Annotated in this window: 30 protein-coding genes; 1 reads left to right on the forward strand and 29 read right to left on the reverse strand. The window is 36.1% G+C overall.

The genetic code is table 11. The features are described from left to right. The 27 genes from fliF to smc form a co-directional block, all read right to left on the reverse strand. A partial coding sequence (gene fliF / locus VIG73_RS02360; RefSeq protein ID WP_331638956.1) for a flagellar basal-body MS-ring/collar protein FliF occupies nucleotides 1-542 on the reverse strand: 542 nt, incomplete at its 3' end. A gap of 99 nt (nucleotides 543-641) precedes the next feature. Then, nucleotides 642-941, reverse strand: coding sequence for a flagellar hook-basal body complex protein FliE (gene fliE / locus VIG73_RS02365; RefSeq protein WP_414648360.1), 300 nt, complete (start codon nucleotides 939-941; stop codon nucleotides 642-644). A 15-nt stretch (nucleotides 942-956) separates the two neighbouring features. Next, nucleotides 957-1406, reverse strand: a complete 450-nt coding sequence (gene flgC / locus VIG73_RS02370) for a flagellar basal body rod protein FlgC (RefSeq protein WP_331638957.1) — start codon at nucleotides 1404-1406, stop codon at nucleotides 957-959. Between the two features lie 3 nt (nucleotides 1407-1409). Continuing rightward, the gene (gene flgB / locus VIG73_RS02375) at nucleotides 1410-1799 is read right to left on the reverse strand and encodes a flagellar basal body rod protein FlgB (protein ID WP_331638958.1); all 390 of its coding nucleotides are present in this window, start codon (nucleotides 1797-1799) and stop codon (nucleotides 1410-1412) included. 500 nt (nucleotides 1800-2299) lie between these two features. Further along, on the reverse strand, nucleotides 2300-3079 hold the full coding sequence (gene codY, locus VIG73_RS02380; protein WP_331638959.1) for a GTP-sensing pleiotropic transcriptional regulator CodY: 780 nt from the start codon (nucleotides 3077-3079) through the stop codon (nucleotides 2300-2302). Nucleotides 3080-3119: 40 nt separating this feature from the next. Next, nucleotides 3120-4511, reverse strand: a complete 1392-nt coding sequence (hslU, locus tag VIG73_RS02385) for an ATP-dependent protease ATPase subunit HslU (protein ID WP_331638960.1) — start codon at nucleotides 4509-4511, stop codon at nucleotides 3120-3122. Nucleotides 4512-4526: 15 nt separating this feature from the next. Next, nucleotides 4527-5072, reverse strand: coding sequence for an ATP-dependent protease subunit HslV (hslV, locus tag VIG73_RS02390; RefSeq protein WP_331638961.1), 546 nt, complete (start codon nucleotides 5070-5072; stop codon nucleotides 4527-4529). A 22-nt stretch (nucleotides 5073-5094) separates the two neighbouring features. Next, a complete protein-coding gene (gene xerC, locus VIG73_RS02395) occupies nucleotides 5095-5979 on the reverse strand; it encodes a tyrosine recombinase XerC (protein ID WP_331638989.1) in 885 nt (294 codons plus the stop codon). Between the two features lie 349 nt (nucleotides 5980-6328). Further along, on the reverse strand, nucleotides 6329-8407 hold the full coding sequence (gene topA / locus VIG73_RS02400; protein WP_331638962.1) for a type I DNA topoisomerase: 2079 nt from the start codon (nucleotides 8405-8407) through the stop codon (nucleotides 6329-6331). A gap of 164 nt (nucleotides 8408-8571) precedes the next feature. Further along, entirely contained in the window at nucleotides 8572-9468 is an 897-nt protein-coding gene (dprA, locus tag VIG73_RS02405) for a DNA-processing protein DprA (RefSeq protein ID WP_331638963.1), read from the reverse strand. A 70-nt stretch (nucleotides 9469-9538) separates the two neighbouring features. Further along, on the reverse strand, nucleotides 9539-10441 hold the full coding sequence (sucD, locus tag VIG73_RS02410; RefSeq protein ID WP_331638964.1) for a succinate--CoA ligase subunit alpha: 903 nt from the start codon (nucleotides 10439-10441) through the stop codon (nucleotides 9539-9541). A gap of 41 nt (nucleotides 10442-10482) precedes the next feature. After that, nucleotides 10483-11643, reverse strand: a complete 1161-nt coding sequence (gene sucC / locus VIG73_RS02415) for an ADP-forming succinate--CoA ligase subunit beta (protein ID WP_331638965.1) — start codon at nucleotides 11641-11643, stop codon at nucleotides 10483-10485. Nucleotides 11644-11751: 108 nt separating this feature from the next. After that, on the reverse strand, nucleotides 11752-12033 hold the full coding sequence (locus VIG73_RS02420) for an EscU/YscU/HrcU family type III secretion system export apparatus switch protein (RefSeq protein ID WP_331638966.1): 282 nt from the start codon (nucleotides 12031-12033) through the stop codon (nucleotides 11752-11754). After that, nucleotides 12030-13727, reverse strand: coding sequence for a hypothetical protein (locus VIG73_RS02425; protein ID WP_331638967.1), 1698 nt, complete (start codon nucleotides 13725-13727; stop codon nucleotides 12030-12032). The genes VIG73_RS02420 and VIG73_RS02425 overlap by 4 nt, the downstream gene beginning before the upstream one ends. Before the next feature lie 24 nt (nucleotides 13728-13751). Continuing rightward, nucleotides 13752-14525, reverse strand: a complete 774-nt coding sequence (locus VIG73_RS02430) for a ribonuclease HII (protein ID WP_331638968.1) — start codon at nucleotides 14523-14525, stop codon at nucleotides 13752-13754. 85 nt (nucleotides 14526-14610) lie between these two features. After that, the gene (gene ylqF / locus VIG73_RS02435) at nucleotides 14611-15456 is read right to left on the reverse strand and encodes a ribosome biogenesis GTPase YlqF (RefSeq protein WP_331638969.1); all 846 of its coding nucleotides are present in this window, start codon (nucleotides 15454-15456) and stop codon (nucleotides 14611-14613) included. Nucleotides 15457-15464: 8 nt separating this feature from the next. After that, nucleotides 15465-16025: a signal peptidase I gene (lepB, locus tag VIG73_RS02440; protein WP_331638970.1), complete on the reverse strand. Its 561-nt coding sequence runs from the start codon at nucleotides 16023-16025 to the stop codon at nucleotides 15465-15467. Nucleotides 16026-16202: 177 nt separating this feature from the next. After that, complete coding sequence (rplS, locus tag VIG73_RS02445) at nucleotides 16203-16550, reverse strand: 50S ribosomal protein L19 (RefSeq protein ID WP_331638971.1); 348 nt, start codon at nucleotides 16548-16550, stop codon at nucleotides 16203-16205. A gap of 132 nt (nucleotides 16551-16682) precedes the next feature. Next, the gene (trmD, locus tag VIG73_RS02450) at nucleotides 16683-17414 is read right to left on the reverse strand and encodes a tRNA (guanosine(37)-N1)-methyltransferase TrmD (protein WP_331638972.1); all 732 of its coding nucleotides are present in this window, start codon (nucleotides 17412-17414) and stop codon (nucleotides 16683-16685) included. Next, the gene (gene rimM / locus VIG73_RS02455; RefSeq protein ID WP_331638973.1) at nucleotides 17414-17929 is read right to left on the reverse strand and encodes a ribosome maturation factor RimM; all 516 of its coding nucleotides are present in this window, start codon (nucleotides 17927-17929) and stop codon (nucleotides 17414-17416) included. Before rimM ends, trmD begins: the two co-directional genes overlap by 1 nt. Before the next feature lie 14 nt (nucleotides 17930-17943). Continuing rightward, complete coding sequence (locus tag VIG73_RS02460) at nucleotides 17944-18333, reverse strand: YlqD family protein (RefSeq protein WP_331638974.1); 390 nt, start codon at nucleotides 18331-18333, stop codon at nucleotides 17944-17946. Between the two features lie 63 nt (nucleotides 18334-18396). Next, nucleotides 18397-18624: a KH domain-containing protein gene (locus tag VIG73_RS02465; protein ID WP_146935639.1), complete on the reverse strand. Its 228-nt coding sequence runs from the start codon at nucleotides 18622-18624 to the stop codon at nucleotides 18397-18399. Between the two features lie 12 nt (nucleotides 18625-18636). Next, entirely contained in the window at nucleotides 18637-18909 is a 273-nt protein-coding gene (rpsP, locus tag VIG73_RS02470; RefSeq protein WP_331638975.1) for a 30S ribosomal protein S16, read from the reverse strand. Nucleotides 18910-18988: 79 nt separating this feature from the next. Then, a complete protein-coding gene (gene ffh / locus VIG73_RS02475; protein ID WP_331638976.1) occupies nucleotides 18989-20332 on the reverse strand; it encodes a signal recognition particle protein in 1344 nt (447 codons plus the stop codon). 11 nt (nucleotides 20333-20343) lie between these two features. Next, complete coding sequence (locus VIG73_RS02480; RefSeq protein ID WP_331638977.1) at nucleotides 20344-20670, reverse strand: putative DNA-binding protein; 327 nt, start codon at nucleotides 20668-20670, stop codon at nucleotides 20344-20346. 74 nt (nucleotides 20671-20744) lie between these two features. Next, a complete protein-coding gene (gene ftsY / locus VIG73_RS02485) occupies nucleotides 20745-21755 on the reverse strand; it encodes a signal recognition particle-docking protein FtsY (protein WP_331638978.1) in 1011 nt (336 codons plus the stop codon). A gap of 17 nt (nucleotides 21756-21772) precedes the next feature. Beyond that, nucleotides 21773-25339: a chromosome segregation protein SMC gene (gene smc / locus VIG73_RS02490; protein ID WP_331638979.1), complete on the reverse strand. Its 3567-nt coding sequence runs from the start codon at nucleotides 25337-25339 to the stop codon at nucleotides 21773-21775. A 140-nt stretch (nucleotides 25340-25479) separates the two neighbouring features. Here smc and VIG73_RS02495 point away from each other — a divergent pair, with 140 nt between their 5' ends. Then, nucleotides 25480-25701, forward strand: a complete 222-nt coding sequence (locus tag VIG73_RS02495) for a DUF1128 domain-containing protein (RefSeq protein WP_331638980.1) — start codon at nucleotides 25480-25482, stop codon at nucleotides 25699-25701. A 60-nt stretch (nucleotides 25702-25761) separates the two neighbouring features. Here VIG73_RS02495 and rnc read toward each other — a convergent pair whose 3' ends face one another. Together rnc and VIG73_RS02505 are read right to left on the reverse strand one after the other, a co-directional pair. Next, nucleotides 25762-26454, reverse strand: a complete 693-nt coding sequence (rnc, locus tag VIG73_RS02500) for a ribonuclease III (protein ID WP_331638981.1) — start codon at nucleotides 26452-26454, stop codon at nucleotides 25762-25764. Between the two features lie 78 nt (nucleotides 26455-26532). Then, a complete protein-coding gene (locus VIG73_RS02505) occupies nucleotides 26533-26766 on the reverse strand; it encodes an acyl carrier protein (RefSeq protein ID WP_331638982.1) in 234 nt (77 codons plus the stop codon). Between the last annotated feature and the right edge of the window lie 14 nt (nucleotides 26767-26780).

The following is a 26780-nucleotide window of genomic DNA, read 5'->3' on the forward strand; positions in this document are numbered from 1 at the left end:
GTATGTAATACGATTGATGCACTTGCAGGTTCGGTTTCTTCATTTACAAACAATGGGTCTTTAGGTATGTTAATCATCACTTGAGCATCTTGAATGCCGTCAATACCTTTTATGAGGTTAGCTAATTCTGTTTGCATAGCATCCAGTTTCAACATACTGAATTCATTATCAGTAATTCCCCAGGATGTATTTTCTGAAAAGAAGGAGTAGTCGATGTTTCCGCTACTCGGTATCCCTTGTCCAGCCAATTCAACAAGTAAGTTATCGACCTCGGTTTCTGGTACATTTATCGTTTTCCCACCATTTTCTAGCTCGTATGGGATGCCCCGCGCATCCAATTCTGTCTTAATTTGATTTGCTTCTTGCATCGATAGATTATTGTATAACGGTGTAAAGTTAGATTTTGATGTAAAGTATCCGATTGTAATTATTAGTGCAATGACCGCTATAGTTGAGCCGATAAAAATTCCTTTTTGACTTTTTGTCCGTTTCTGCCAGAACACTTTTATCTTACTGATATATCCATTCAATTTTTCTTTCATACAAACAAAACCCCCGCCAAATTCAAACCGTGCTGGAAACAGCCATTAACAATTGACTGTGATTTTTTCCATGAATAATTGATTCTTTGAATTTAATATTTATACTTGCATTCTCATGATTTCATTGTAGGCATCGATTACTTTCCTTTGAATTTGGACAGTCGTTTCTAAGGCAATGCTTGCCTTTTGTGCCGTAATCATCACATCATGCAAATGTTCAATTTTTCCTTTTGCCAATGCTTCTGTCTTCGTATCAGACAAAAGTTGAGCATTATTTACTTTTTCAATGGTAGATTTTAGGACCTGAGCAAAATCAGTTGACCTATCCATTTGATTCTGTTTTTCTTTCATTTGAATTGGATGATTTAAAGCTTGTATGTGATTTGAATATATATTCATCGCTATAACTCCAATCTATTTCCCGATTTCTAACGTTTTCATCAACATACCTTTACTTGCATTTAATGCTGTTATATTAGCTTCATATGAACGTGTTGCACTCATCAGATCCACCATTTCTTTTAGTGGATCAATATTAGGCATTTCAACATAACCATTTTCATTAGCATCTGGGTGTTCTGGACGATAGACCATTTTAAAAGGTGTTTGATCTGTTACTATCCTTTGAACGCGAACACCTTGGGTCACGTCATTAGAATCCGTTGCCCGTTGTAGGAAACTTTTAAATGACTTTGTCGGTGTCATATGAACTAATTTCCGCCGATATGGTTCATATTCACCTTGAGCATTGACAGTTGCTCGCGTCGTATGGCTATTAGCAAGATTAGATGAGACAACATCCATTCTTAATCTTTGTGCTGTTAAAGCACTTGCGCTCGCATTAAATCCCGTAAAAATACTCATTGATTATCTCCCTCCTCTAATCACTGTTTGCAGGTCGGTAAACTTACCGTTAATACGGTCTACTAAACCTTGATAATAAATTTGATTTTTCGCTAAATTGGCCATCTCTTTATCGATGTCGACATTGTTACCATTGTGATTATACTGCAAGTTCTTTTTCTTAAATGTGCGATATGTATGTGTTTCAGTGTGGAATGGAAGATGCTTCTCATGTGTTCGTTTTGCTGGCAAAGAGCTCCCTAGCTTTTCATTGAGAATATCTTTAAACGCAATATCTTTCGCTTTGTAATTCGGCGTATCAACATTGGCTACATTTGCTGCTATCTGATCATTTCTCCGAATCGCATAGTCCAAGGATTTCCCGAGGGCTTCAAATGTTTTACCATAAATCATCTTCTACACTCCTTTTATCACAATTATTACTAAAATTACCATAAATAGTTATTTTGTCACAGTTTAATCATTTTATTTACTAAAAATTACATAATTCGACAAAATATGCTCATGTTCTACGTTTATTGTAGATTAATTTGAGTATAAAGTCTATTTTATTACGATGAAAATCATATAAATCCGTGTAAATAGTTATATACCACTGTTACTTTAGTCCTATTATGTTTTTTAAGTTAAAAAATAACAGCATTTTTTATCAATAGTTTGCCATTGTTATCTACATTATAACTAAATTACATGACTTATATCATATAATTTATGTATAAAATTTAACATTACTGTAATTAACTATGTGAATATACCTAATTTAATCATAAAATATATTGAACAGATGATGTTTTTTGACTATTACGATGCATCCAGGACTTATGTCTTAGTTGTAAAGTAGCCCAAAATAAAAAAGCCGATTGACATATTAGCAATCGGCTTTGATCGTATTGTTAGCGGGAACGTAATTTATCTAACTCTACTAGGAACTTATCATTTAATACTTTAATATATGTTCCTTTCATTCCTAGTGATCTTGATTCAATGACGCCTGCACTCTCTAATTTACGAAGTGCGTTTACGATAACTGAACGTGTAATACCTACACGGTCGGCAATTTTACTTGCGACGAGAAGACCTTCTTTACCATTTAATTCTTCAAAGATATGGTCAATTGCTTCAAGTTCGCTATATGATAATGAACTAATTGCCATTTGAACAACTGCTTTAGAACGTGCTTCCATTTCAATTTCTTCTGTTTTCTCATGAAGAATTTCCATACCAACAACAGTGGCACCGTATTCAGCAAGTAATAGATCATCATTATTAAATTCTTCTGTTAAGCTTCCTAAGATGAGGGTACCTAGACGCTCACCACCACCGATAATCGGCACAATTGTCGTTAATCCATTTTTGAATAGATCACGATTTTCAACTGGAAATACAGTATATGGACTATCGATATCTAAGTTTGATGTTGTTTCATGAATATTAAACAAACTGTCTGTATAATCTTGTGGGAATTGTCTTTCTTCTAGCATTTGTTTCATTCTTTCATTTTCGATTTCCTGATTGATTGCAAAGCCTAATAATTTTCCACGTCTAGAAACGATGAACACATTTCCTTTAATAACGTCTCTTAGCAAAGCTGCCATATTATTAAAGTCAACTGATTTTCCTGTAACTTTCTGTAACATTGAGTTAATTTTTCTTGCACGAGTTAATAAATCCATAATAATCCTCCATCCTCTACTTTAAAATGTTTTTATAGGGTTATAAAATAAATTGACTTAAGTCTTTATTCGTAGCTATATCACGAAGCTTCTGGTTAACGTATTCTGCCGTAATTTCTACGGTATCCATATTGATATCTGGTGCTTCAAACGATAAATCTTCTAAAAGCTTTTCTAAAATCGTATGAAGTCTTCTAGCTCCAATATTATCTGTATCTTGATTAACTTGATACGCAATTTTTGCAATGCTTTCAATAGCCTCGTCAATAAAGACAAGATTTATACCTTCCGTTTTTAATAAAGCTTGATATTGTTTTAAAAGGGCATTTGATGGCTCTTTTAAAATACGCTTGAAATCTTCAACAGAAAGTTTTTCTAATTCGACTCGTATTGGGAACCTACCTTGTAATTCAGGGATTAAATCTGACGGCTTTGCCATATGAAAAGCGCCTGCTGCAATAAATAACATATGGTCCGTTTTTACTGGTCCATGTTTTGTTATAACAGTAGATCCCTCAACAATAGGGAGTATATCCCTTTGTACACCTTCACGTGAAACGTTCGGTGAATAATCTTCTTTACCAGCAATTTTGTCAATTTCATCGATAAAGATAATCCCTGATTGCTCTGCACGCTCAATGGCATCACGTGCTACTTCATCCATATCGATTAATTTCTGGGCTTCTTGTTGTGTTAAAATTTTCCTTGCTTCAGATACTGGAAGTTTGCGTTTCCTTGTTTGTTTCGGCATAAATTTACCGAACACATCTTGCATGTTCATCCCCATTTGTTCCATTCCAGAACCTTGCAACATATCAAACAGGGATGGTGGTGTTTCTTCAATTTCTATTGTAACAAGGTGCTCTTCCATCTCACCTAAAGCAAGTAACCGTTTAACTTGTTCTCTCTTACTAAGTATGCTTGAATCGATTTGCTCGTCATCTTGATCATTGCCTTCTTGTCCAGCAGTAAAAAGCATTTCAAATGGATTTTTGATTTGATTCTGTTTCTTCGCTTGTGGAACAAGTAAAGAAACCAATTTTTGATTCGCTTTTTGTTCTGCCCTTTCCTTCACTTCCGCCATTTTCTCTTCTTTTACCATGCGGATTGACATTTCTACTAGATCACGAACCATTGATTCTACATCACGGCCAACGTAACCGACTTCAGTAAATTTCGTGGCCTCTACTTTAATGAATGGCGCACTTACTAAACTAGCTAAACGTCTGGCAATCTCAGTCTTACCAACACCAGTTGGACCAATCATTAAAATGTTCTTCGGGATAATTTCATCTCGCATACTATCTTCTAGCTGCATTCGTCGGTAGCGATTACGCAGTGCAACAGCAACAGATCGTTTCGCATCTTTTTGACCGATGATATAACGGTCAAGTTGTTCTACGATTTGTCTTGGAGTATAGTTCATCATCATTTTACTTTGACCTCCTCATGAATCGAGAACTTCTAATGTAAGTTGATCATTAGTATATACACATATTTCCCCTGCAATTTCCATAGCCTTTACAGCAATTTCTTTGGCGGGTAGATGTTTGGCGTGTCGAACCAATGCCCTCCCTGCACTTAAAGCATAATTACCACCTGAACCGATGGCGAGAATTCCATCATCTGGTTGTATGACTTCCCCAGTTCCCGATACTAAAAACATTTCTTTTTTATTCATGACAATTAATAAAGCTTCTAACTTTCGAAGAACTTTATCACTACGCCATTCTTTCGCAAGCTCAACAGCTGCTCTAGACAAATTCCCATCATAGGCTATTAATTTAGCTTCAAATTTTTCGTACAATGTGAAAGCATCAGCAACAGAGCCTGCAAATCCAGCTAAAACTTCGCCATTAAATAATTTGCGAACCTTTTTAGCTGTATGTTTCATAACAACAGTATTACCCATTGTCACTTGACCATCTCCACACATCGCGGCTTCCCCATTATGATGAATGGCAAAGATTGTCGTCGCATGCATATCAAGCATGTCTTTCACCCCTTTTATTTTGCTACTTCTTTTTCGCTCGTGGGTGGCTGTTCATATAAACATGTCGTAAATAATCTTTTGTTACATGTGTGTAAATCTGTGTTGTTGATAAATGTTCATGTCCGAGCAATTCTTGAACTGTTCGTAAATCTGCTCCTGCATTTAACATATGAGTCGCAAATGTATGTCTAAGCTTGTGAGGATACACATTGATTGTTAATGATGTTTTGTTTACCATTTCATTTAAAATGAGTCGGATACCACGATCTGTTAATGGTTGACCCCTAGCATTAAGAAATAGGCAATCTGTTTTTGATTTCGCTTTTTCTAAAAGGGTAATCCTTCCATCTTCTATATATCGTTTTAAGGCATCGGCAGCAAACGTACCAAAAGGAACATAACGTTCTTTATTACCTTTTCCGGTAACAAATATAGTTCCAATATCAAAATCGATATCATTAAGATGTAACTTCACACACTCTCCTACCCGAATACCCGTTGCATAAAGCAGCTCGAGAAGCGCTTGATTACGCTGACCTAATGGTGTTGTCAAATCATTGACATGAAAGAGCTTCTCCAGTTCTTCTTGATACAAAAAACTCGGCAGTTTCTTTTCTGGTTTGGGTAGTGAAATATGTATGAACGGATTTTGACTAACAAACCCCTCTCTTTCTAAAAAGCGGTAAAAACTTCTCAAACAAGATAATATCCTCGAAACTGTTCTTCTGCTCAATTGATTTTTATATAAATCGGTCAAAAATATTCGAATATCGCGTTCATTAAGATTGTTCAAGTCTTGAATATGTTCCTCTTCAAGAAACGAGAAAAACGTTTTTAAATCATCTGTATAAAACTTCAATGTGAACGGGGAAGCATTCTTCTCGATTTGCAAATACTCGATAAACATCGTACAACATGTTTGATAATTGACCAAATTCTCACCTCTTTGAACAGCGATTAAATAATAACACAGATTAATTAAAAATGCAATGCATTTAACATAATTGTAACAAAATTCAGAACCGAACTTGCATTCCGTTTTAGATGAAAGGATAAATTTAATTTACATTCATCTCTGTTATATATACGAACAGTTTATGGTGTCAAGTGTTTTCACATGGCACCAATAAAAAATTATATCTGTTTATAAATAATTAGTCAACTAAAACAAACTAATAGTTTTAAAAGAGTGTATTGGCGGAATGTTTGACAATTGTTATTTAACCTAAAAAGCCACCTGTAAAAGGTGGCTTTAATTAGTTTTCTGGTTCCTCTGTATAGTTACATGATGTACATTTAATTTGCGTTTGTTTTTTTGTTCGCTTTTCGACTAGTAAATTGTCACATTTTGGACAAGTTCGGGCAATTGGTTTATCCCATGATACAAAATCACAGTCTGGATATTGATCACAGCCATAAAATAGGCGACGTTTTTTAGAGCGACGTTCCACAATCTCGCCTTTTTGGCATTTCGGACATTTGACACCGATTTTCTTTAGAATTGGTTTTGTGTTACGGCAATCAGGAAAGTTTGAACAAGCTAAAAACTTTCCATAGCGGCCCATTTTATAAACCATCGGATGCGCACATTTTTCACAATCAATACCGGCTGGTTCATCCTTAATCTCAATTTTTGCCATTTCATTTTCCGCAACTTGTAACCTTTTATTAAAATCCTGATAAAAATCATCAATAATATCAACCCAATTATTTTTTCCTTCTTCAATTGAGTCTAAATCTGTTTCCATTTTGGCTGTAAAATCGACATCAATGATCTCAGGGAAGAATTCTTTTAATAAATCAATCACGATTTCACCAAGTTCTGTTGGAAAGAATCTTCTTTGATCAATTGTTACATAACCACGTCTTTGAATCGTATCCAATGTTGGTGCATATGTTGATGGGCGACCGATGCCTTTTTCCTCCATTGTACGTACAAGCCTAGCCTCAGTGTAACGAGGTGGTGGCTGTGTAAAATGCTGATTCGGTGTAATATCCTTGGCATCAATAACCATACCCTCTTCTAAATCAGGTAAAAATTTATTGTCTTCTTTCTTTTGATCATCTTTGCCCTCGATATACACTTTCATAAATCCTGGGAATTTCACTTTAGAACCTGTTGCTCTGAATTCAACATCATTATTTAGCATATGAACGGTCATTGTATCCATAACCGCTGAAGCCATCTGGCTAGCTAAAAAGCGCTCCCAAATTAATTTATATAAACGATACTGATCACGAGACAATGTATCCTTAAGTGTGTCAGGATTTCTCATAACAGATGTTGGTCGTATGGCCTCATGAGCATCCTGTGCTCCTTTAGCTTTAGCTGTCTTGCCATTTTTGCCGACATATGATGAACCAAATGTGTTGTTGATATATTTTTCTGCTTCTTGTACGGCAACATTTGATACCCGGGTCGAATCTGTTCTCATGTATGTGATTAGTCCAGTTATTCCCCCGGATTTTCTACCTAAGTCAATTCCTTCATACAATTGTTGCGCAACCATCATCGTCTTCTTCGCACGAAAGTTTAGTTTACGAGCTGCTTCTTGTTGCAATGATGATGTTGTAAACGGTTTTGCTGGATGTCGACGTCTTTCACGTTTATTAACTTTTTCAATGGCAAATTGTTTACCAGTTAATCGGCTTAAAATGTGTTGGACATCTTCTTCATTTGCGAGCTCTTTTTTCTTTCCTTTAATCCCATAAAAGGATCCTTCAAACATTTCCTTGTCTTTTTCAAAATTAGCGGTAATGGACCAATATTCCTCTGGTTTGAAGTTTTTTATTTCATTCTCACGTTCGATGATCATCTTTAAGGCAACGGACTGTACACGACCCGCACTTAAGCCCTTTTTAACTTTCTTCCACAATAACGGACTGATATTATAACCAACAAGTCGGTCTAATATTCGTCTCGCTTGTTGAGCATCTACTAAATCCATATTAATCGTACGTGGATGTTTAAAAGATTCTTTAATTGCATCTTTAGTAATCTCATTAAAAACAACACGACATTCAGATTCTTCATCAATTTTTAGTGCATGTGCTAAATGCCAAGCAATTGCTTCACCTTCACGATCAGGGTCCGCTGCCAAATAGACTTTTTTTGCTTTCTTAGCTGATGATTTTAATTCTTTTAAAATACTACCTTTTCCTCGTATCGTAATATACTTCGGTTGATAATTGTTGTCCGCATCAACACCCATTTGACTTTTAGGTAGGTCGCGGACATGCCCCATCGACGCCTTAACCGTGTATTTCTTTCCTAAATAGCGTTCGATTGTTTTTGCCTTTGCTGGGGATTCTACAATCACAAGATATTCTGACATGTTATTCCTCCTAGAATAAGACAGTACTGCCTATAACAAAAACATTCATATAAATAAATTCATATTCATCTCTGTATAATTAATTGTGTATTGAAATCTTCACTAATATATATATTTATATCACTTTTGTCAAACAAGTCCATATCCATTTTGCAATAATATCGTTACGGTTGCAACCATTCCCTTCCAAATTCTTCCCAATCCATATCGATATCTGATACGTCTTTTACAAGTTTAGCACCCTCTTGAATCATTTTATGACAGCCGATTGTTTCAGGTAAATGAGGAGAGCCCGGAACTGCATAGACCTCTCTTCCCTGATCTAACGCTTGATCAACCGTAATTAATGTCCCACTTTTTTCTTTTGCTTCTATTACTAAAGTTGCATAACTTAAACCACTTATGATGCGATTCCTTTCCGGAAATTGATAAGGTTTTGGTTGTGTTTCTGGTAAATATTCTGTTACTACTAATCCATGTTTAGCGATTGAGTGAAAAAGTGTTTGGTTGCGCTTTGGATAGATATGATTTAGACCACTACCAAGCACTGCTATTGTCTTTCCTTTTTCCGTTAATGTAGCAATATGTGCCATACTGTCTATTCCAATGGCCATACCACTGACAATCACCCAGCCATTTAATATTAACGGTCTTACAATATGATCTATTTTTTGATGCGCTTCCTCAGAAGGGTGTCTTGTACCGATGACACTAATGGTTCGATGATTTCTTAGGAGATTTAAATTGCCAATCGCAAATAATACCAGGGGTGGGTCAGGAATTTCTCTTAATTGGGTTGGATATTTATCATCAAATATCGTTAAAATATGAAATTCTTTCTCGTCTGAAAAAATCTGTTTTACAATATTTCGTTGATGTAACTGTTTATAAAGCCTTACTGCTTTCTCCATTGATATTGATAATAATTGATGCATTTCCGAAGGTGTTAAATAGTAGATGAGGGACATTGTAGGGTCATGTTGAAGAATTCGCTTAATCATTTGCCTTGATATGCCACAATAGTATAAAAATAACAAACGATAACGTCTTTTATTAATCAACCATTCATCACTTCCTTTATATTAGATAAAGGAATCTGCATGATTTCTCAGATTCCTTTATCCATAAATATTAATGTGTTTTACATTTTTCAGCTAGCCCTGTTTCTTTTAAAACTTTAATCATTGTTTCACCAATGACAGCTGGTGTTTCTGCTACTTTAATACCACATTCATTCATAACACGAATTTTCTCTTGGGCAGTACCTTGTCCACCTGAGATAATGGCACCAGCATGGCCCATACGTTTACCAGGAGGTGCTGTTACACCACCAATAAAACCGACAACAGGTTTCGTCATGTTTTCTTTTACCCAACGTGCAGCTTCTTCCTCAGCTGTTCCACCAATTTCACCGATCATTACAACAGCTTCTGTCTCAGGGTCATTATTAAACGCTTCTAGAACGTCAATAAAATTTGTTCCATTAACTGGGTCCCCACCAATACCAACTGCAGATGTTTGACCATAACCAGCTTGTGATAGTTGGTGAACGGCTTCATATGTCAATGTGCCAGAACGTGAAACGACACCGATATGACCCTTTTTATGAATGTATCCTGGCATAATACCAACTTTACATTCATCAGCCGAAATGACACCTGGGCAGTTTGGACCGATTAGTCGAGTCTTTTTACCTTCCATATATCGCTTAACTTTAACCATATCTAAAACTGGGATATGTTCTGTAATACAGATAACTAAATCAAGTTCTGCATCGACAGCTTCAATAATTGCATCTGCTGCAAAGGGAGCCGGTACATAGATAACTGAGACAGTTGCACCTGTTTTTTCAACTGCTTGTTGAACTGTATTAAATACAGGAACACCCTCAACTTCTGTACCACCTTTTTTAGGTGTCACGCCACCAACAATCTTTGTTCCGTACTCTAGCATTTGCTTCGTATGGAATCTTGCTGTACTTCCAGTAATTCCTTGAACAATGACTTTGGAATCTTTATTTACGTATACACTCATGGTTTAACCGTCCTTTCCTTGAACACAAAAATTTACTCAATCTATTTTAACATTGATACGATTTTTTCTGCACCATCTGCCATAGAGTCTGCAGAAGTAATATTTAAACCTGATTCATTTAAAATTTTCTTACCTAACTCAACATTTGTTCCTTCTAAGCGAACAACTAATGGAATCTCTAGGCCAACTTCTCTAGTTGCTTGCACAACACCTTCAGCAATAATGTCACATTTCATAATTCCACCAAAAATGTTGACAAAGATTCCCTTTACATTCGAATCAGATAAAATAATTTTGAATGCTTCGGTTACTTTTTCTGCTGTAGCACCGCCACCTACATCTAAGAAGTTAGCTGGATCGCCACCATAATGTTTGATAATATCCATCGTTGCCATGGCTAAACCTGCTCCATTAACCATACAACCAATATTACCGTCTAATGCGATATAACTTAAATCATATTTTGAAGCTTCAATTTCTTTTTCATCTTCTTCATCTAAATCACGTAATTCAAGAACATCTTTGTGACGGAATAACGCATTATCATCAAAGTTCATTTTAGCATCAAGTGCTAATACATCCCCGTCCCCTGTTACTACAAGTGGATTGATCTCAGCGATTGAGCAATCTTTATCAATATAAGCGTTATAAAGACCCATCATAAATTTAACTGCTTTTGAAATCGATTCTTCAGGAATGTTAATATTGAAAGCAAGTCTTCTTGCTTGATATGGCATTAATCCTACAACAGGATCAATCGTCTCCTTGAAAATCTTTTCAGGCGTTTTTGCGGCAACTTCTTCAATATCCATACCGCCTTCTTCAGATGCCATTAATACAACACGTGATGTTGCACGGTCTAATACGATACCAACATAATATTCTTTTTTAATATCGCATCCTTCTTCAATGTATAACCGTTTTACTTCTCTACCTTCAGGACCGGTTTGCGGCGTCACTAATACTTTACCTAGTATCTCATCTGCATATGTACGCACCTCATCGATGCTTTTTGCGACTTTAACACCGCCTGCTTTTCCACGTCCACCCGCATGGATTTGGGCTTTGACAACGGTTACAGAGCTGTCGAGCTTGTTTGCGACTTCTACTGCTTCATCGACAGAATACGCAACATAACCGTTTGGAACTACTACGCCATAGTTTCGTAAGATTTCTTTTGCTTGATACTCATGAATGTTCATCTTATAGCCTCCAATCTATTCACTGCACCTCTATTGTAGTAAATAATTGTATAATAAACAAGAATATGAGCTAAAAAGCGACATAATTCTTTTAAAAGTACGATCCATTCATTCATCTTTTGGTTGCTTAGCCTCTTGATCTACTTGATAAATAAATGCAAACACCTCTGCAACCGCTTCAAATAACGTCGGAGGAATCGTCTCATTGATATTTATTTCAGATAATATTTCAACAAGTGAAGCATCCTCGATAATAGGAACATTGTTTTCCTTTGCTTTTTTAATGATATTGTCCGCTACGATGCCTTTTCCTTTAGCTGATACAATTGGAGCTATTGCTAGTTCCTGTTTGTATGAAAGTGCTGCTGCTTTTTTTCTTTTATGACTCATATACGATAATCCACCCCTTTTAAGTTTTCTGAAAAGATATTTAATGGCGTGTTCTTATTTTCTTTCTGATTACCGTCGTTAAATCGTTTATATGCAATATTAGACAGGTGATAATCTATTTCATTTAAAGCAACTTTTAGTTTTCCTTCAAAGGACGGTGCTATTTTTGAAATCAGTGTATTATCATTGTAAACTGTTAAAGAAATGGTTCGTTTTTGGACAAACATATCGATCACAGTCATATGTAGCGATGTTAAATTAAGGTAAAATAAAACCCGGCAAAATTCTTCATCAAGCTTTCCATCCGCTTTTTTCTTACCCGATATATCAACCTTCATCGATCCAGTGAGGCCAAGTTTTTCAGCTGGTAATTGAAGCGAAACATTGACCATTTGATTCGTTTCATGTAGTGATAATATTTGTGTCCCGTTCATTACGTTTAATAGTTGTTGATATAGCTCTTTATTGCCTATGCCGCTCTCTATGATTTGTAAAAGTAGTCCTTTTACTGTCTGACTATTCATTCGCCCCGATGAGATTAATTGATGCTCATAAGCTAATCCGAGTTCATCAATTGTTTGATTAACATGGGTAAGAAAGCGACTTTTGAGAGAGGATGAATGAAAGGTGTTGCTGGCTTTATATATTTGTGTCATTACCTTTAATCGATCATATACAGCATCATGAGTTAGCATATGTAATATTGACTGTAGTTCTTGTTTACTAGATGAAAATTTATGTATATTCGTCCATAGTGTTTGGATAATCTTAGGAAGTGGTGGTGATATTCTATCAATTGATGTATCTGACTGGATGATTTGTTGAAACGTTTGTTGTATATCACCCTTATGTTGAACGATTAAATCAAATTTGGGAAATATTTTCCCATCTTTCAATGAAAATGGAATGTGAGATAAAGGTTTCTCTTTAGAAAAGAAACGCGTCCACTCTATTAGCCACTTTTGAAAGCTCGTTTCTTTATTTATGACACCTAGTGCTTTAAATAGCTGGAAGACATGCTTGTCGTTTGTTCTAATATCTGTCTTTATTTGATCAATCAGCAATTCGAGTCCAGTAACGGGGCGTTCTGTTAAATATTTTAACGTTGTGACCAATCCCTCTTCAATTGGTATAAGAGAATGTTTAGGCTGATTGATAACTGATTTAATCAAATCATCTATATGATACAAGGCATTTGATTGTAATGCTTTGAAGATAGACGGCTTCATTGGGATGTGTCTAGCGATCATCTGTTTTATAATATCCATTGTTAGTGGTTTGTTTGTTGATTGAGCTAACAATTGACTAGCTATCGTAATCATTTGTTTTTGTATTGGTATTTGTGACTTTATCAAAAAATTCGTTAAGTGGACGATCTCCTTTGTAGGAGTAAGGTCTATTTGACGTAACAATTCTTGAACTGATTTTGTTGTTTCACTTTGTTCTTGCATCTGCATCACTTTTAGATGGAAAGGGTGGCTCGTTTGTTCAACTTGAAAAAAATATCGCTCACCACTCACAAGTGGGGCTTCAAGTCGGGCTGTCACGTGCTGTGATCCGATTTGTATTTTAGCGGTTTGATTAGGCATTAATTGAAGAATTTTCCCACGTATGATATCACCTTTTTTTAACTGTGTTCTTTGTGATGTTAAGTGATATGGATGAGTCAATTGTTTTATTTCATTTATACTCATCTTCTAGCCTCTCCTTTTGAACGATTAGACTTTTAAATATTTTTTAACTGGGGCGAAGGACTTCCGGTGATAGGGTGAAATCCCATACCTTTCCAATGCATTTAAATGGTGCTTTGTACCATACCCCATATTTGATGCGAAATCATACATCGGATATTCTTGATGAATTTTACTCATCCATTTGTCTCGAGTCACTTTAGCTAGAATACTCGCTGCGGCAATTGAGATGCTCTGTTCATCACCTTTATTAATAGCTCGAAACGGGATAGGTAAATGTGACAGCGAGACAGCATCAATTAAAACATAATCAGCTTCTGGTGTTAATGCGTGTAAAGCCCGTTTCATGGCGAGTTTAGTTGCTCCCAAAATGTTTAGCTCATCTATTTGATCTTGATGTACTATACCAATACCGTAAGCAATCGCATTTTCTTTAATATATGTATCATAGTCTAATCGCTTTGCTTCTGATAATTGTTTCGAGTCATTAAGCCCAAGTAATTCAAACTCTACCGGTAAAATAACCGCAGCCGCAACAACCGGACCTGCCAATGGTCCCCGCCCTGCTTCATCAATTCCTGCAATCAGATGATAGCCAGCTTTCCGACATTTTTTTTCAAAATGTGACATGTATTCAAAGCGCCTTTTTAATTCAATTTTTTTTTGATGTTGGCGACGATATGATTGTAAAAGCTTTTGTACACCTTTTCGTTCATCATGTTTTAATACATTAAGAAATTCATGATCGACCTTTTCTTCAGATAATAATGACTTAATTTCTGCTATTGTTTGCTTTTTCATGTTCATGTTTCTCCTCTTTCATTATATCGGTTTACAATGGCTTTGTTTAAACTAAAAAAGACATCCATCCGAAGATAAATGCCTATTATTCTGCTTGTTCAAATGTTATCTTACCGATTCGACCCGTTCTTAAATCATTCAAAACAATTTCAGCTACCCGGTCAAAATTGACATGGCCACCGCTCTCTAGGGCACCTTGCTTTTTCCCTATTCTCTCAAATACATCCCACATATCTTCCATATCAGCATCAATTCCATAACGTTGTTTAATCAATGAAGGGTACTGATCTTGTAAATATGTCATAACAAAAGCAGCTATATCTTGTAATGATAATAGATGATCTTTTATTGTTCCAATAGCAGCTAAACGATAGCCGACTGTTTGATCCTCAAACTTTGGCCATAGTATTCCCGGTGTGTCTAGCAGTTCAAAATCGCTTTTAACTTTAATCCAGGTTTGGTGTTTGGTTATACCAGGGCGATCTCCAGTTTTAGCAATCTTTTTATTAGCAAGCCGGTTAATTAATGTCGACTTCCCTACATTAGGAATTCCAATAATCATAGCACGGGCTGGTCTCGTTTGTACTCCACGCTTTTGCAATTTTTCCAAGTTTTTTTGTCCTAATGATTTGGCTAGCTCGATTACTTTTTGGATATCTGGCTTATGGTTAACATTAATTGCTACAGCTGGTGTATGTTTACTAGAGAAATAATGAAGCCATTTTTTTGTTTGTTGATCATCTGCTAAGTCTTTCTTCATTAGTATAACCATTTTTGGCTTTTCCTGTAATATATCGCGTAATAATGGGTTTTGCGATGATTGTGGTGCACGTGCATCTACCAATTCCATCACAAAATCAACTAATTTTAATTTTTCTTGTACTTCTCTTTTCGCTTTAGCCATATGGCCAGGAAACCATTGTATCGTCATATCTATTCCTACTTTCCAACAATTTGCATACGATCCATTGGCCAGTAAATAAGGCTTGTTTTACCGACAATTTGATCCATTGATATGAGTCCAATTGATCGACTATCCACAGAATTACCACGGTTATCACCGAGGACAAGCACTTGATGTTCAGGTATGACATCATAGGCACCAGGTAGATCTTCTAACCGAAAATCCTCTGTAAGAATTTGATATGGTTTCATATTTTCCTTTAATTCGGTTAAAAACGGTTCTTCAACAGGTTCATGATCAATATATAAGACATTATCTATGACAGCAACATGTTCACCAGGTAAACCGATGACGCGTTTAATGAAGTCTTTTTTATCAGATGCGTGGAAAACGACTATATCAAATCGCTCCGGTTCTTTAATCCGATAGGAAAATTTATTGACAATCATTTGATCGCGATCATGTAACGTCGGTAACATCGACGGTCCATCAACAATAATCGGAATGAAAAAAAAGGTGCGGATGACAAAAGCAACCGCTACAGCTATTAATAAAGCTTTAATCCAGTCAAACCAGTCACTCTTTTGTTTTTTCATGAATTTACCTCCGACAAGTACACTCCCTACAATCATATTGTAGTCTACTAAGTCACATGATTTCAACTATTTATTGCCATTTTTATATTTCAGATACAAAAAAAGAGCCTGCAATGATGCTAAGCTCCTCTTTGTACCTCGTTGTTATACTTGGTCTGTTCAAAAAAGCTTCGCCATTTATGAAAGGCGTTCTTTAATACGTGCAGCCTTACCACGTAAATTACGTAGATAGTAAAGTTTCGCACGGCGAACAGTTCCCCGACGTACAACATCAATTTTATCAACGCGTGGTGAATGTAATGGGAATGTACGTTCAACACCTACACCGTATGAAATCTTTCTTACAGTGAATGTCTCACTAATCCCGCCGTTTTGACGTTTAATTACAACGCCTTCGAATACCTGAATACGCTCACGGCTTCCTTCAACGACTTTAACATGCACTTTAACTGTATCTCCAGCACGGAAATCAGGATGATCTGTACGAAGTTGTTCTTTCGTAATCTCTTGAATTAATTGTTGCATCCTGCTTCACTCCTTCCAAACCAAATGTTCATCATTCACTAAGGAACAGCGGAACATCGTTTTTCGACTTGAGTATTGAACTCAAGCACACAAATTAATATACCATATCATATCAGTGAATTCAACTACAAATTACTTGTTTATTATTTTATTTAAAAATTGTTTATCTGCGTCAGTTAATGGAACATCCTTTAATAAGTCTGGTCTTCTTTCGCATGTGCGTTTTAGTGATTGTTCTCTCCGCCATGTTGCAATTTTCTCATGATGACCCGATAGTAAAACTTCAGGGACTTTCATTCCACGAAAATTAGCAGGGCGTGTATAGTGTGGATGTTCTAATAATCCTGTTGAAAAAGAATCTTCAGTTGCTGATTGTTTATTTCCTAAAACGCCAGGCAATAATCGAGCGACACTATCAATCACAACCATTGCCCCAAGTTCCCCACCAGTTAAGACATAATCACCAATCGATATTTCATCAGTAACAAGATGTTCTCTAATACGCTCATCATAACCTTCATAATGACCACAAATAATTAGTAAATGGTCTTCTTGTGCAAGCTCTTCAGCTTTTTCCTGTGTATATGTTTCACCTTGTGGACACATGAGGATGATACGAGGTTTAGTGTTTGTTTTTGCTGTTTGTGCTTTAACAGCATCAAAAATCGGCTGTGGTGTTAGCACCATACCAGCCCCACCACCATATGGATAATCATCTACTTTATGGTGCTTGTCTTCCGTATAATCCCGAAAATTAACTAGATTATACGTAAACTTATTATTTTCTAATGCTTTCTGTAGTATAGAGGATTGAAACACACCTGTAAACATATCAGGAAATAACGTTAATATATCAATATGCATTACTCTAACAATCCTTCCATTGGATCAATCTCTATTTTTTTCTCTGTAATATTCACTGTCTTAACAACATCATCTATATAAGGAATGAGAATTTCCCGCTGATTTGTACCTTTAACAACCCATACATCGTTAGCCCCTGTTGCTATTATATCTGTGACTGATCCGATTTTTTCTTGTGTTAATGTGAATACATCACAACCGATAATATCGTGATAATAGTACGCTCCTTCTTCTAGTTCTTCCATTTGATCTGCAGAGATTTTTAATAGCCCACCTTTAAAGGGTTCGACTTCACTAATATGATTAAACCCAGCAAATTTAAGTAAATGGTAGTTCCGGTGAAGGCGTTGTTGTTCAATTGTCACCTCTAAAACAGGGCTTTCTTTAGGATATAGATATAATTGTGTCCCAGGGTTAAATCGATTATCTTTATCAGAGATTTTAACGACTTTTAATTCACCTTTTATTCCATGAGTATTAATAATTTCACCGACTACGAAGAATTGTTTATCCATATATTATTCACCCACTACTTATCAATTCGTATGACGATATCATCTTTTAAAACAATCGCTTGTTCTTTCATAAACTCTTCCCAATGCGTTCCTTCTTTTACTTCAACAAGAGCTTCAACTTCATTTTCAATGATTTCACTACCGATTTCGATCATCTTTAATTGTTCAAGTTTAAAGTCAATTAATTTCATCTTTTCTTTACGATTGGATATTTCTTGGTGAAATCGTTCATTGATTTCCCTTTTAGATAAGATCGCTTTATTCTCTAGTTTACGCTGTTCAAATAGGAGTTGTTGGCACTCTTGTTCAAGTCGCATTTTATGGTGGTGAAACCGATCTTGTAATTTCTTTTTACTCCTTTCGGTGACAATTTGTTTAACTTGGACTTTCTTAATAATCTTCACTATACGCAGCCCCTTTTACACAAAATATGATATTAAAAAGGGAAAGGGAATCTTCCCTCTCCCTTACATAATATCAAGATAAATGCGTTTGTTCGTATTGGTTTTATTCGCATAGACAAGCGTACGAATGGCTTTAGCTATGCGACCATTTTTACCAATGACTTTCCCAACATCTTTTTCATTGACTGTTAGATGATAAACGATTTTCCGATCTTCTTCCGATTTTGTCACAGAAATATGTTCTGGATAATCAACTAAAGGCGTAACAATCGTTTCAATCAGGGCTTTCATGATATCACACTCTTATTTTTGATTTTTTTGATCGTGGAATTTTTTCATGATGCCTTGCTTAGAGAAAAGATTACGAACAGTATCACTCGGTTGTGCACCATTCATAAGCCATTGTAAAGCTTTATCTTCGTCAATCTTTACTTCAACTGGTTCACTAACAGGATTGTACGTTCCAATCTGTTCGATGGAGCGACCATCACGTGGTGAGCGTGAATCGGCTACAACGATACGATAAAACGGGTTACGTTTTGCACCCATACGTTTCATGCGAATTTTTACTGCCATGATTTAGCCACCTCCTTGATTTGGTTTTCACAGTTTTAAATTGTATCAGAAATATCAGAGGCTGTAAAGTGTTTTTACATTACATGAAAGGAAATTTAAATCCTTTGCCTTTTTTGCCTTTTTGCATATTCGTCATTTGCTTCATCATTTTCTTCATTTCATTAAATTGTTTAAGCAGACGGTTGACTTGTGAAACGGTAGTACCAGACCCTTTTGCAATCCGTTTCTTCCGGCTTGCATTCATAATTTCTGGTTGTTGACGTTCTTCTTTCGTCATCGAATAAACAATCGCTTCGACATGATCGAGCTGTTTTTCATCGATTTGTACATTTTTTAGACCTTTCATTTTATTCATACCAGGAATCATCGTTAATAAATCTTCTAATGGGCCCATTTTTTTCACTTGACCCATTTGCTCTAAAAAGTCATCAAATGTAAACGACATGGTACGCATTTTTTCTTCAAGCTCACGTGCTTGTTTTTCATCAACCGTTGTCTGGGCCTTTTCAATTAATGTCAGGACATCACCCATTCCTAAAATCCGAGAGGCCATGCGATCTGGATGGAAAGGCTCTAATTGATCTAATTTCTCACCCATACCAGCAAACTTAATCGGTTTACCAGTAACAGCTTTAATAGAAAGGGCTGCCCCCCCACGTGTATCTCCGTCTAATTTCGTTAAAACAACACCTGTAATATCTAATGTTTCATCAAAGCTTTCCGCAACATTAACCGCATCTTGTCCAGTCATTGCATCAACAACGAGGAATATTTCATCAGGATTAACTTGCCCTTTAATATCGATGAGTTCATCCATTAAATTTTCGTCAACATGTAAACGTCCTGCCGTATCAATAATAACGTAATCGCGATGTTGTTCTTTTGCCTCTTCAATCGCTTTCGTTGCAATATCGACTGGGTTGGCGTCTGTTCCCATTGAAAAAACAGGCATATCCAACTGTTTACCTAATGTCTGTAATTGGTCAATGGCAGCTGGACGGTAGACGTCACAGGCAACAAGCATTGGATTGCGATTGTATTTCTTTCTTAACAAATTAGCCAATTTACCTGAAGTCGTCGTTTTACCTGCACCTTGTAGACCGACCATCATGATAACAGTAGGTGGTCGATCAGCCACAGCGATTTTACTTTGTTCGCCCCCCATTAATTCTGTTAATTCTTCTTTCACAACTTTAATAACTTGTTGTCCGGGAGTTAAACTCTCCATAACTTCTTGACCAACAGCACGTTCTTTAATACGATTAATTAAATCTTTAACGACTTTAAAGTTCACGTCTGCTTCTAATAAAGCAAGCCGAACTTCACGTGTCATCTCTTTAACATCTTGTTCAGATACTTTCCCTTTACCAGTAATTTTTTTTATCGTATCTTGTAATCGTTCAGCCAATCCCTCAAATGCCATAAAATGCCCTCCTAACCTAAATCTTTTATTTGTTTCAATAACTCACGTGCTCCAACAATATCTTTCTCATGTACAACTGTTTCGAGTTCTTGGAGTAAGCGGCTTCGCTTTTGGAATTTTTCATATAAGCGAAGTTTTTGTTCATAAGTTTCCAACATTTTTTCAGTTCGTTTAATATTATCGTATATGGCTTGACGAGAAACCCCATGTATTTCGGATATTTCACCGAGCGAATAGTCTTCTAAATAGTACATTTGTAAATATATTCGTTGTTTATCAGTTAAAAGCGGATGATAAAAGTCAAACAAAAAATTAATACGTGTCGTTCGTTCTAACATATCACTCATTCCTTGTTAAGTGAAAATCCTTTACATAATAATAGCTATAAAGAAGATATCTTGTCAAGTCTTGCTCATTCGTTTGATTCATCTTCCTCTTCTTCAACCATATCAGCAAATAATCCAAATACAAACGCATGAGGATCAAAAACTTGTAAATCCTCCATTTGTTCACCTAAGCCAACAAATTTCACAGGAATATTGAGCTCATGACGAATAGCTAATACAATACCCCCTTTTGCTGTTCCGTCAAGCTTTGTTAATATAATCCCTGTTACATCTGTTGCGTCACTAAATGTTTTAGCTTGACTAAGAGCATTCTGTCCAGTTGTCGCATCGAGTGCTAATAGTACTTCATGTGGAGCACCTGGAACCTCACGTTCGATAACTCGCTTTACCTTAGATAGCTCGTTCATTAAATTCACTTTATTCTGTAAGCGACCGGCTGTATCACAAATTAAGACATCCGCATTTCGTGACTTAGCGGCTTGAATACCATCAAAGATAACAGCAGCAGGATCGCTTCCTTCTCTCTGTTTAATTACTTCTACGTCTGCTCGTTTACCCCATTCTTCTAATTGTTCAATTGCCCCAGCACGGAATGTATCACCAGCAGCTAAAACAACATGCTTTCCTTCTTGTTTCAAGCGATGGGCTAATTTTCCAATCGATGTCGTCTTTCCAACCCCATTAACTCCCACGACTAATAAAACAGATAGGCCTTCGTCTGAAAGTTGGAGTTGTTCAATAACCTCATCTGCATCATCACCATAATAAATATCAACAAGCTTCTCTGAAATAACTGATTTGACTTCTTCGGGCTCTTTTATATTTCTACGTTTTACTTCCATTTTCAACTCATCAACAAGATCCATAACGGTCATAACACCGACATCTGCTGTTATTAACACTTCTTCTAACTCTTCAAAGAAATCTTCATCGACTTTACGGTAACGGGCAATAAGATCATTAATACGTCCGGAAAAAGTTTGCCGCGTTTTTTCCATTCCTTTTTTATATTTTTTTGATACCTTTTCTGTTTCCTTTCCCGTAAACTTATCTTTTAATTTCTTAAAAAAACTCATTGTACAATCATCCTTTCTTAAACTTTAATAAATTCCTCAGATTCTTCAAGGCGAACGGAGACAAAACGCGACACACCTGATTCTTGCATTGTGACACCATATAGAACATCAGCCTCTTCCATCGTACCTTTACGGTGTGTAATAACAATGAATTGTGTTTCGTGACTATGTTGTTTAACATATTTCGCAAAACGCACAACATTCGCTTCATCTAATGCAGCTTCTACTTCATCTAAGACACAAAATGGAACCGGGCGAACACGTAAAATAGCGAATAATAGAGCGATGGCGGTCAGTGCCCGCTCACCACCGGATAATAGCCCTAGGTTTTGTAATTTTTTGCCTGGTGGCTGGGCAATAATGTCTACACCTGTGTCTAATAGATTTTTAGGATCGGTTAATTGAAGTTCAGCACGTCCGCCACCGAATAATTGTTTAAATACAACACTGAATTCCGCTCTTATTTGAGAAAAGGTTTCATCAAATAACCGTTTCATTTCTGTATCCATTTCCTCTATAACATCATACAATGTTTGTTTTGCTTCGACCAGGTCCTTTTGTTGTGTTGTCAAAAAATCATACCGCTCTCGAATGCGTTCAAATTCATCTATTGCACCGAGATTTACTGTTCCTAATTGGTTTATGTGCGCTTTGATCTGGTCGACTTTACGTTTACCAGCTTCGACATCTTCTAATTGACCATATAGTTCACGAGCTTTGTCAAAGGTAATGATATATTCAGTTTCTAAGTGACTTAATCTGTTTTCTAAAGCGACATCTAAGCGGTTTAACTGGACTTTATGTTCTGTCACTTGCTTTGAAAGATTTTCTAATAGCTTCTCTTCTTCCTTTAATTCACGTTCTTGATCTTGAATTTGTGTTGTTTCTTCCATGCGATGTGTTCGCTTTGTTTGTAATACATTTATTAAACGACCTTTATTTTCGGTTAGTTGTTTAATAGTCGTTACAAGATTTGATTCAGATTGCTGCAACTCGCTCGCTTTTGTTAAGCTATTTAATTCAAATTTTGTTTTTTCGTACTGCTGTTCATAGGCTTCTAGCTGTTCTTTTATTGATTGAGTTTGTGCAAATTGATTTTTTGTCCGTTCTTCTTTTTCAGCTAATAATATGCGCGCTTTTTGATAGGCTTGTTTTAATTCTTCCTGATTTTCATAGAAAGAATCTTTTTCTTTAGTTAACTGATCAATCTGGGAATGGATCAATTTAAGTTTTCCATTTGTTTCCTGAAGCTGTTCGGTTATTTCTTCAGCTCGTTTTTGTAAATTCTCTCTATCGGCAGTTGATTGATCAAGTTCAAGTTGAAAAACATGTAAGCTTTCCTCAGTCGTAAGTAATTTTGTTTCCAATTGTTTCACTTTAGTGTGAGCCTCTTGCACTTGTTGATAATCTGAATACAAACCCTTTTCAAGTGTTTGTACCCTTTCCTTTAGATGGGTGAGTGTTTCGCGTTTTTCTTCTAATTGGTTAACAAATTGAGTTCGTTTCTCTTTAAACTCTGTTAATTGATGTGCTAATTGTGTAATCTCTCTATCTCTTGTAAAAAGTGATTGTGACTGTTTCCGCTTAGCTCCCCCAGACATAGAGCCCCCTGGAAATACAACGTCCCCATCCAAGGTCACAATACGAAACCTACGTTCAGTTAGCCGATTTATATCGTTGGCATCTTTCAATGTCCTTGCGACAATCACATGACCCATTAAGTGTCCAATGATTTTTTGAAAAGGCTCTGTCGTCTGGACAAGTTCTGAAGCGATGCCGATATAGCCTGAATGAGCTTCTGCTAACTGGCGGAGATGATTCGGAATAAACCGTTCTTGAATCGATTGTAACGGTAAAAATGTCGCCCGCCCATTATTTGTTTCCTTTAACCATTGAATCGCTCCTCTAGCAGCTATATCATCTGTCGTTACAATATGTTGTGCTTGACCACCTAATATCGTTTCAATTGCATACGTGTATTGTTGAGGAATTGAAATTAAATCAATAACAGGTCCATGTATCTCCTTTAAATTGCCTTTTTTCCATGCTTGTAAAACAGATTTGGCACCATGATAAAAACCTTGAAAATCGTTCTTCATTTCTTCTAGCATTTCTTTTTTTGAATTCAATTTATCGATGTAACGATCCCCTTGAATTAATTTTTCATTTGCTACTTGTACGTTTTGCGTCAATTTTTGCATGTCATTTTTTAAGCGCTGATGTTTCTGTTCGTTTTCTTGATAAACTTTTTGTAATTGAGTTAAATTTTGCTGGGCTGTTTTCTTATTTAAAATTAGTTGGTTATAGACACGGTCCAACGATGATTTACGTTCAGTTAATTTACCTGTTTTTACTTCCATTTGTGATAATTGTTGTTCAATTGATTGCTTTTCGTTACTATCTGCTGCCCGACGATTTAGGTATTCGATGTATTCTGCTTTTAACTGTTCAAGTTCGCTTTCGATCTCCTCAATATCATAGGATAGCTTCGTTTCTAACTCACGAACATTTACTTTGATTTCATTTCTTTCCGCTTTAAGCCCTTGTAGTGTTTTATCCTCTTGGTCCAGGCGAATTTTTAGTTCATTACAGCGCTCATTTATTTCATTTTGTTGTATGATCAATTTCTCTTTATTTTCGGCAACATGTTTATGACGTTCGTGAAGCACCTTTTTCTGCCCTTCAGCTTGTTCTAGTTTTTGGGTGATTTCAAGAAGCTCAGCTTGGTGCTGTTCAATCTCCCCATCTAAGTGTTTAATAGCATGGCGTTTTTCTAAAATAAGAGCTTCATTTTTTTGGATATATGTTTTAAGTCGAAGTTCTTCTGTTTCATCATGTTCAAATTTTGCCTTTAACTGTTTCCATGAACGGTGGAGATGATCAATTTCTGTTACAAGTAGTGAAATATCATGTTGTTTCAATTTTTCTCGTAATCTTTTATATTCCTTTGCTGTTTCTGCTTGTTCTTTTAACGGATCTAATTGTTGTTCTATTTCATAAATAATATCTTCAACCCGATGTAGATTTTCAGCTGTCTCAGCAAGTTTAAATTCTGCTTGCTTTTTTCGCTGTTTATATTTTAAAACACCTGCTGCCTCCTCGAAAATGACCCGGCGTTCTTCAGCTTTTGAACTGAGGATTTCTTCTACTCGTCCTTGACTAATGATAGAAAATGCTTCTTTTCCCAATCCAGAATCCATAAATAAGTCGATTATATCTTTTAAACGGCAAGCCTGTTTATTAATATAAAACTCACTTTCTCCCGAACGATATACTCTTCTAGTAACACTTACTTCTTCATAATCAAGGGGCAATGTTCCATCACTATTATCAAGAACTAAGGTTACTTCAGCGACATTTAATTTATTTCGTGTATCACTTCCCTGAAAAATAATATCTTCCATTTTCGATCCACGAAGTGATTTAGCTGATTGTTCTCCCAACACCCAGCGAATCGCATCTGTTATATTGCTCTTACCGCTTCCATTAGGACCTACAATAGCAGTCATACCTGGTACAAAATCTACTTTAATTCTTTCAGCAAATGACTTAAAACCGACACTTTCCAACCTTTTTAAATGCATAATTATTCTCCTTAACATGTATCTTAACAAATGATTATAATGGACAAGGCTTGGCTTTTAACTGTACTTATTTTATCATAAGGTATATTAGGGGATGAAATCCTTTATAAAAATGACAAGGAATTGACGAGGTGATTTGATTGAATTTAGAACAGCCATCATTAGAAAATTTAAAAACCATATTAACTGAACTTGGCCAATATTTGAATATAGCAAATCGGGGCCTACTTGATCCTGAAGACTATAATCTTGAAAAATATAGCGACATTAAAGCGATGTACGATATGATTAAACAAAAAGGAAATTTAACTGCCCTAGAAGCACAAGCTTTCCTAGACGAATTACGAAAAGTAAGAGTATAGTAAAAATAAAAAGACAAAGCCTAGACCGTGTTATTTCGGGTCTAGGAAGTCTTTTTCATATTACGGGATAATAGTTTGTAACTTTTCCAATGCTTGTTTAGCAGCAAATTGTTCAGCTTCTTTCTTCGTTCTACCTTTGCCCTTCCCCTTAACTTTACCATTGATCTTCACTTCAGCAATAAATTGTTTATGGTGTGACGGCCCGATTTCATCTGTAATACGATAATAAATGGAATGGTTTTTATGTTGTTGGACGACTTCTTGCAATTGACTCTTATAATCCATCACATGCGAAAAAGCACCTGTTGAGATATCAGGAAAAACATGCGTCTCTAAAAATTGTATTGTTGACGAATAGCCTTGGTCCAAATAAAGAGCTCCTAAAAAGGCTTCAAATGCATCAGCTAAAATGGCAGAGCGTTCTCTTCCCCCGGTCTGCTCTTCCCCTCTACCTAATAATAGGTATTTTCCGATGTTAAGTTTTCTTGCATAACGTTCAAGTGATGCTTCACAAACGATTGTAGCTCTTAGCTTTGTCATTTCTCCTTCTGGTTTATCACTCATCGAGCGAAATAAATATTGTGAAACGCCTAGCTCTAGCACAGCATCTCCTAGAAACTCTAGTCGCTCGTTATCCGAAAAATTCCCTCTACGATGCTCATTCACATACGATGAATGTGTGAATGCTTGCTTAAGTAATTTAGGATTATTAAATTTAACCCCGAGTTTTTTTTCAATGTGGGATAAATTCATTTGACTCACCTCCTAATAAAATGATAGGAAGAAAGTCCCGCCAAAGCAAGACTTTCTACCACAGTTTTAATATCAATTTTATTGATTGCTGTTTATGTAGTTGACAGCATCTCCAACCGTTTGAATATTCTCAGCTTCATCATCAGCAATTTCCATATCAAATTCATCTTCTAACTCCATAACAAGTTCAACAACATCTAATGAATCGGCTTCAAGGTCATCAATAAAAGATGCTTCCATTGTTACCTTTTCTTCTTCAACCTCAAGCTGGTCAACGATGATTTTCTTAACTCTTTCAAAAACATCCTCCATCATTTTCACCTCCT

Source organism: Cerasibacillus sp., from assembly GCF_036516575.1.
Classification (GTDB): domain Bacteria; phylum Bacillota; class Bacilli; order Bacillales; family Amphibacillaceae; genus Cerasibacillus.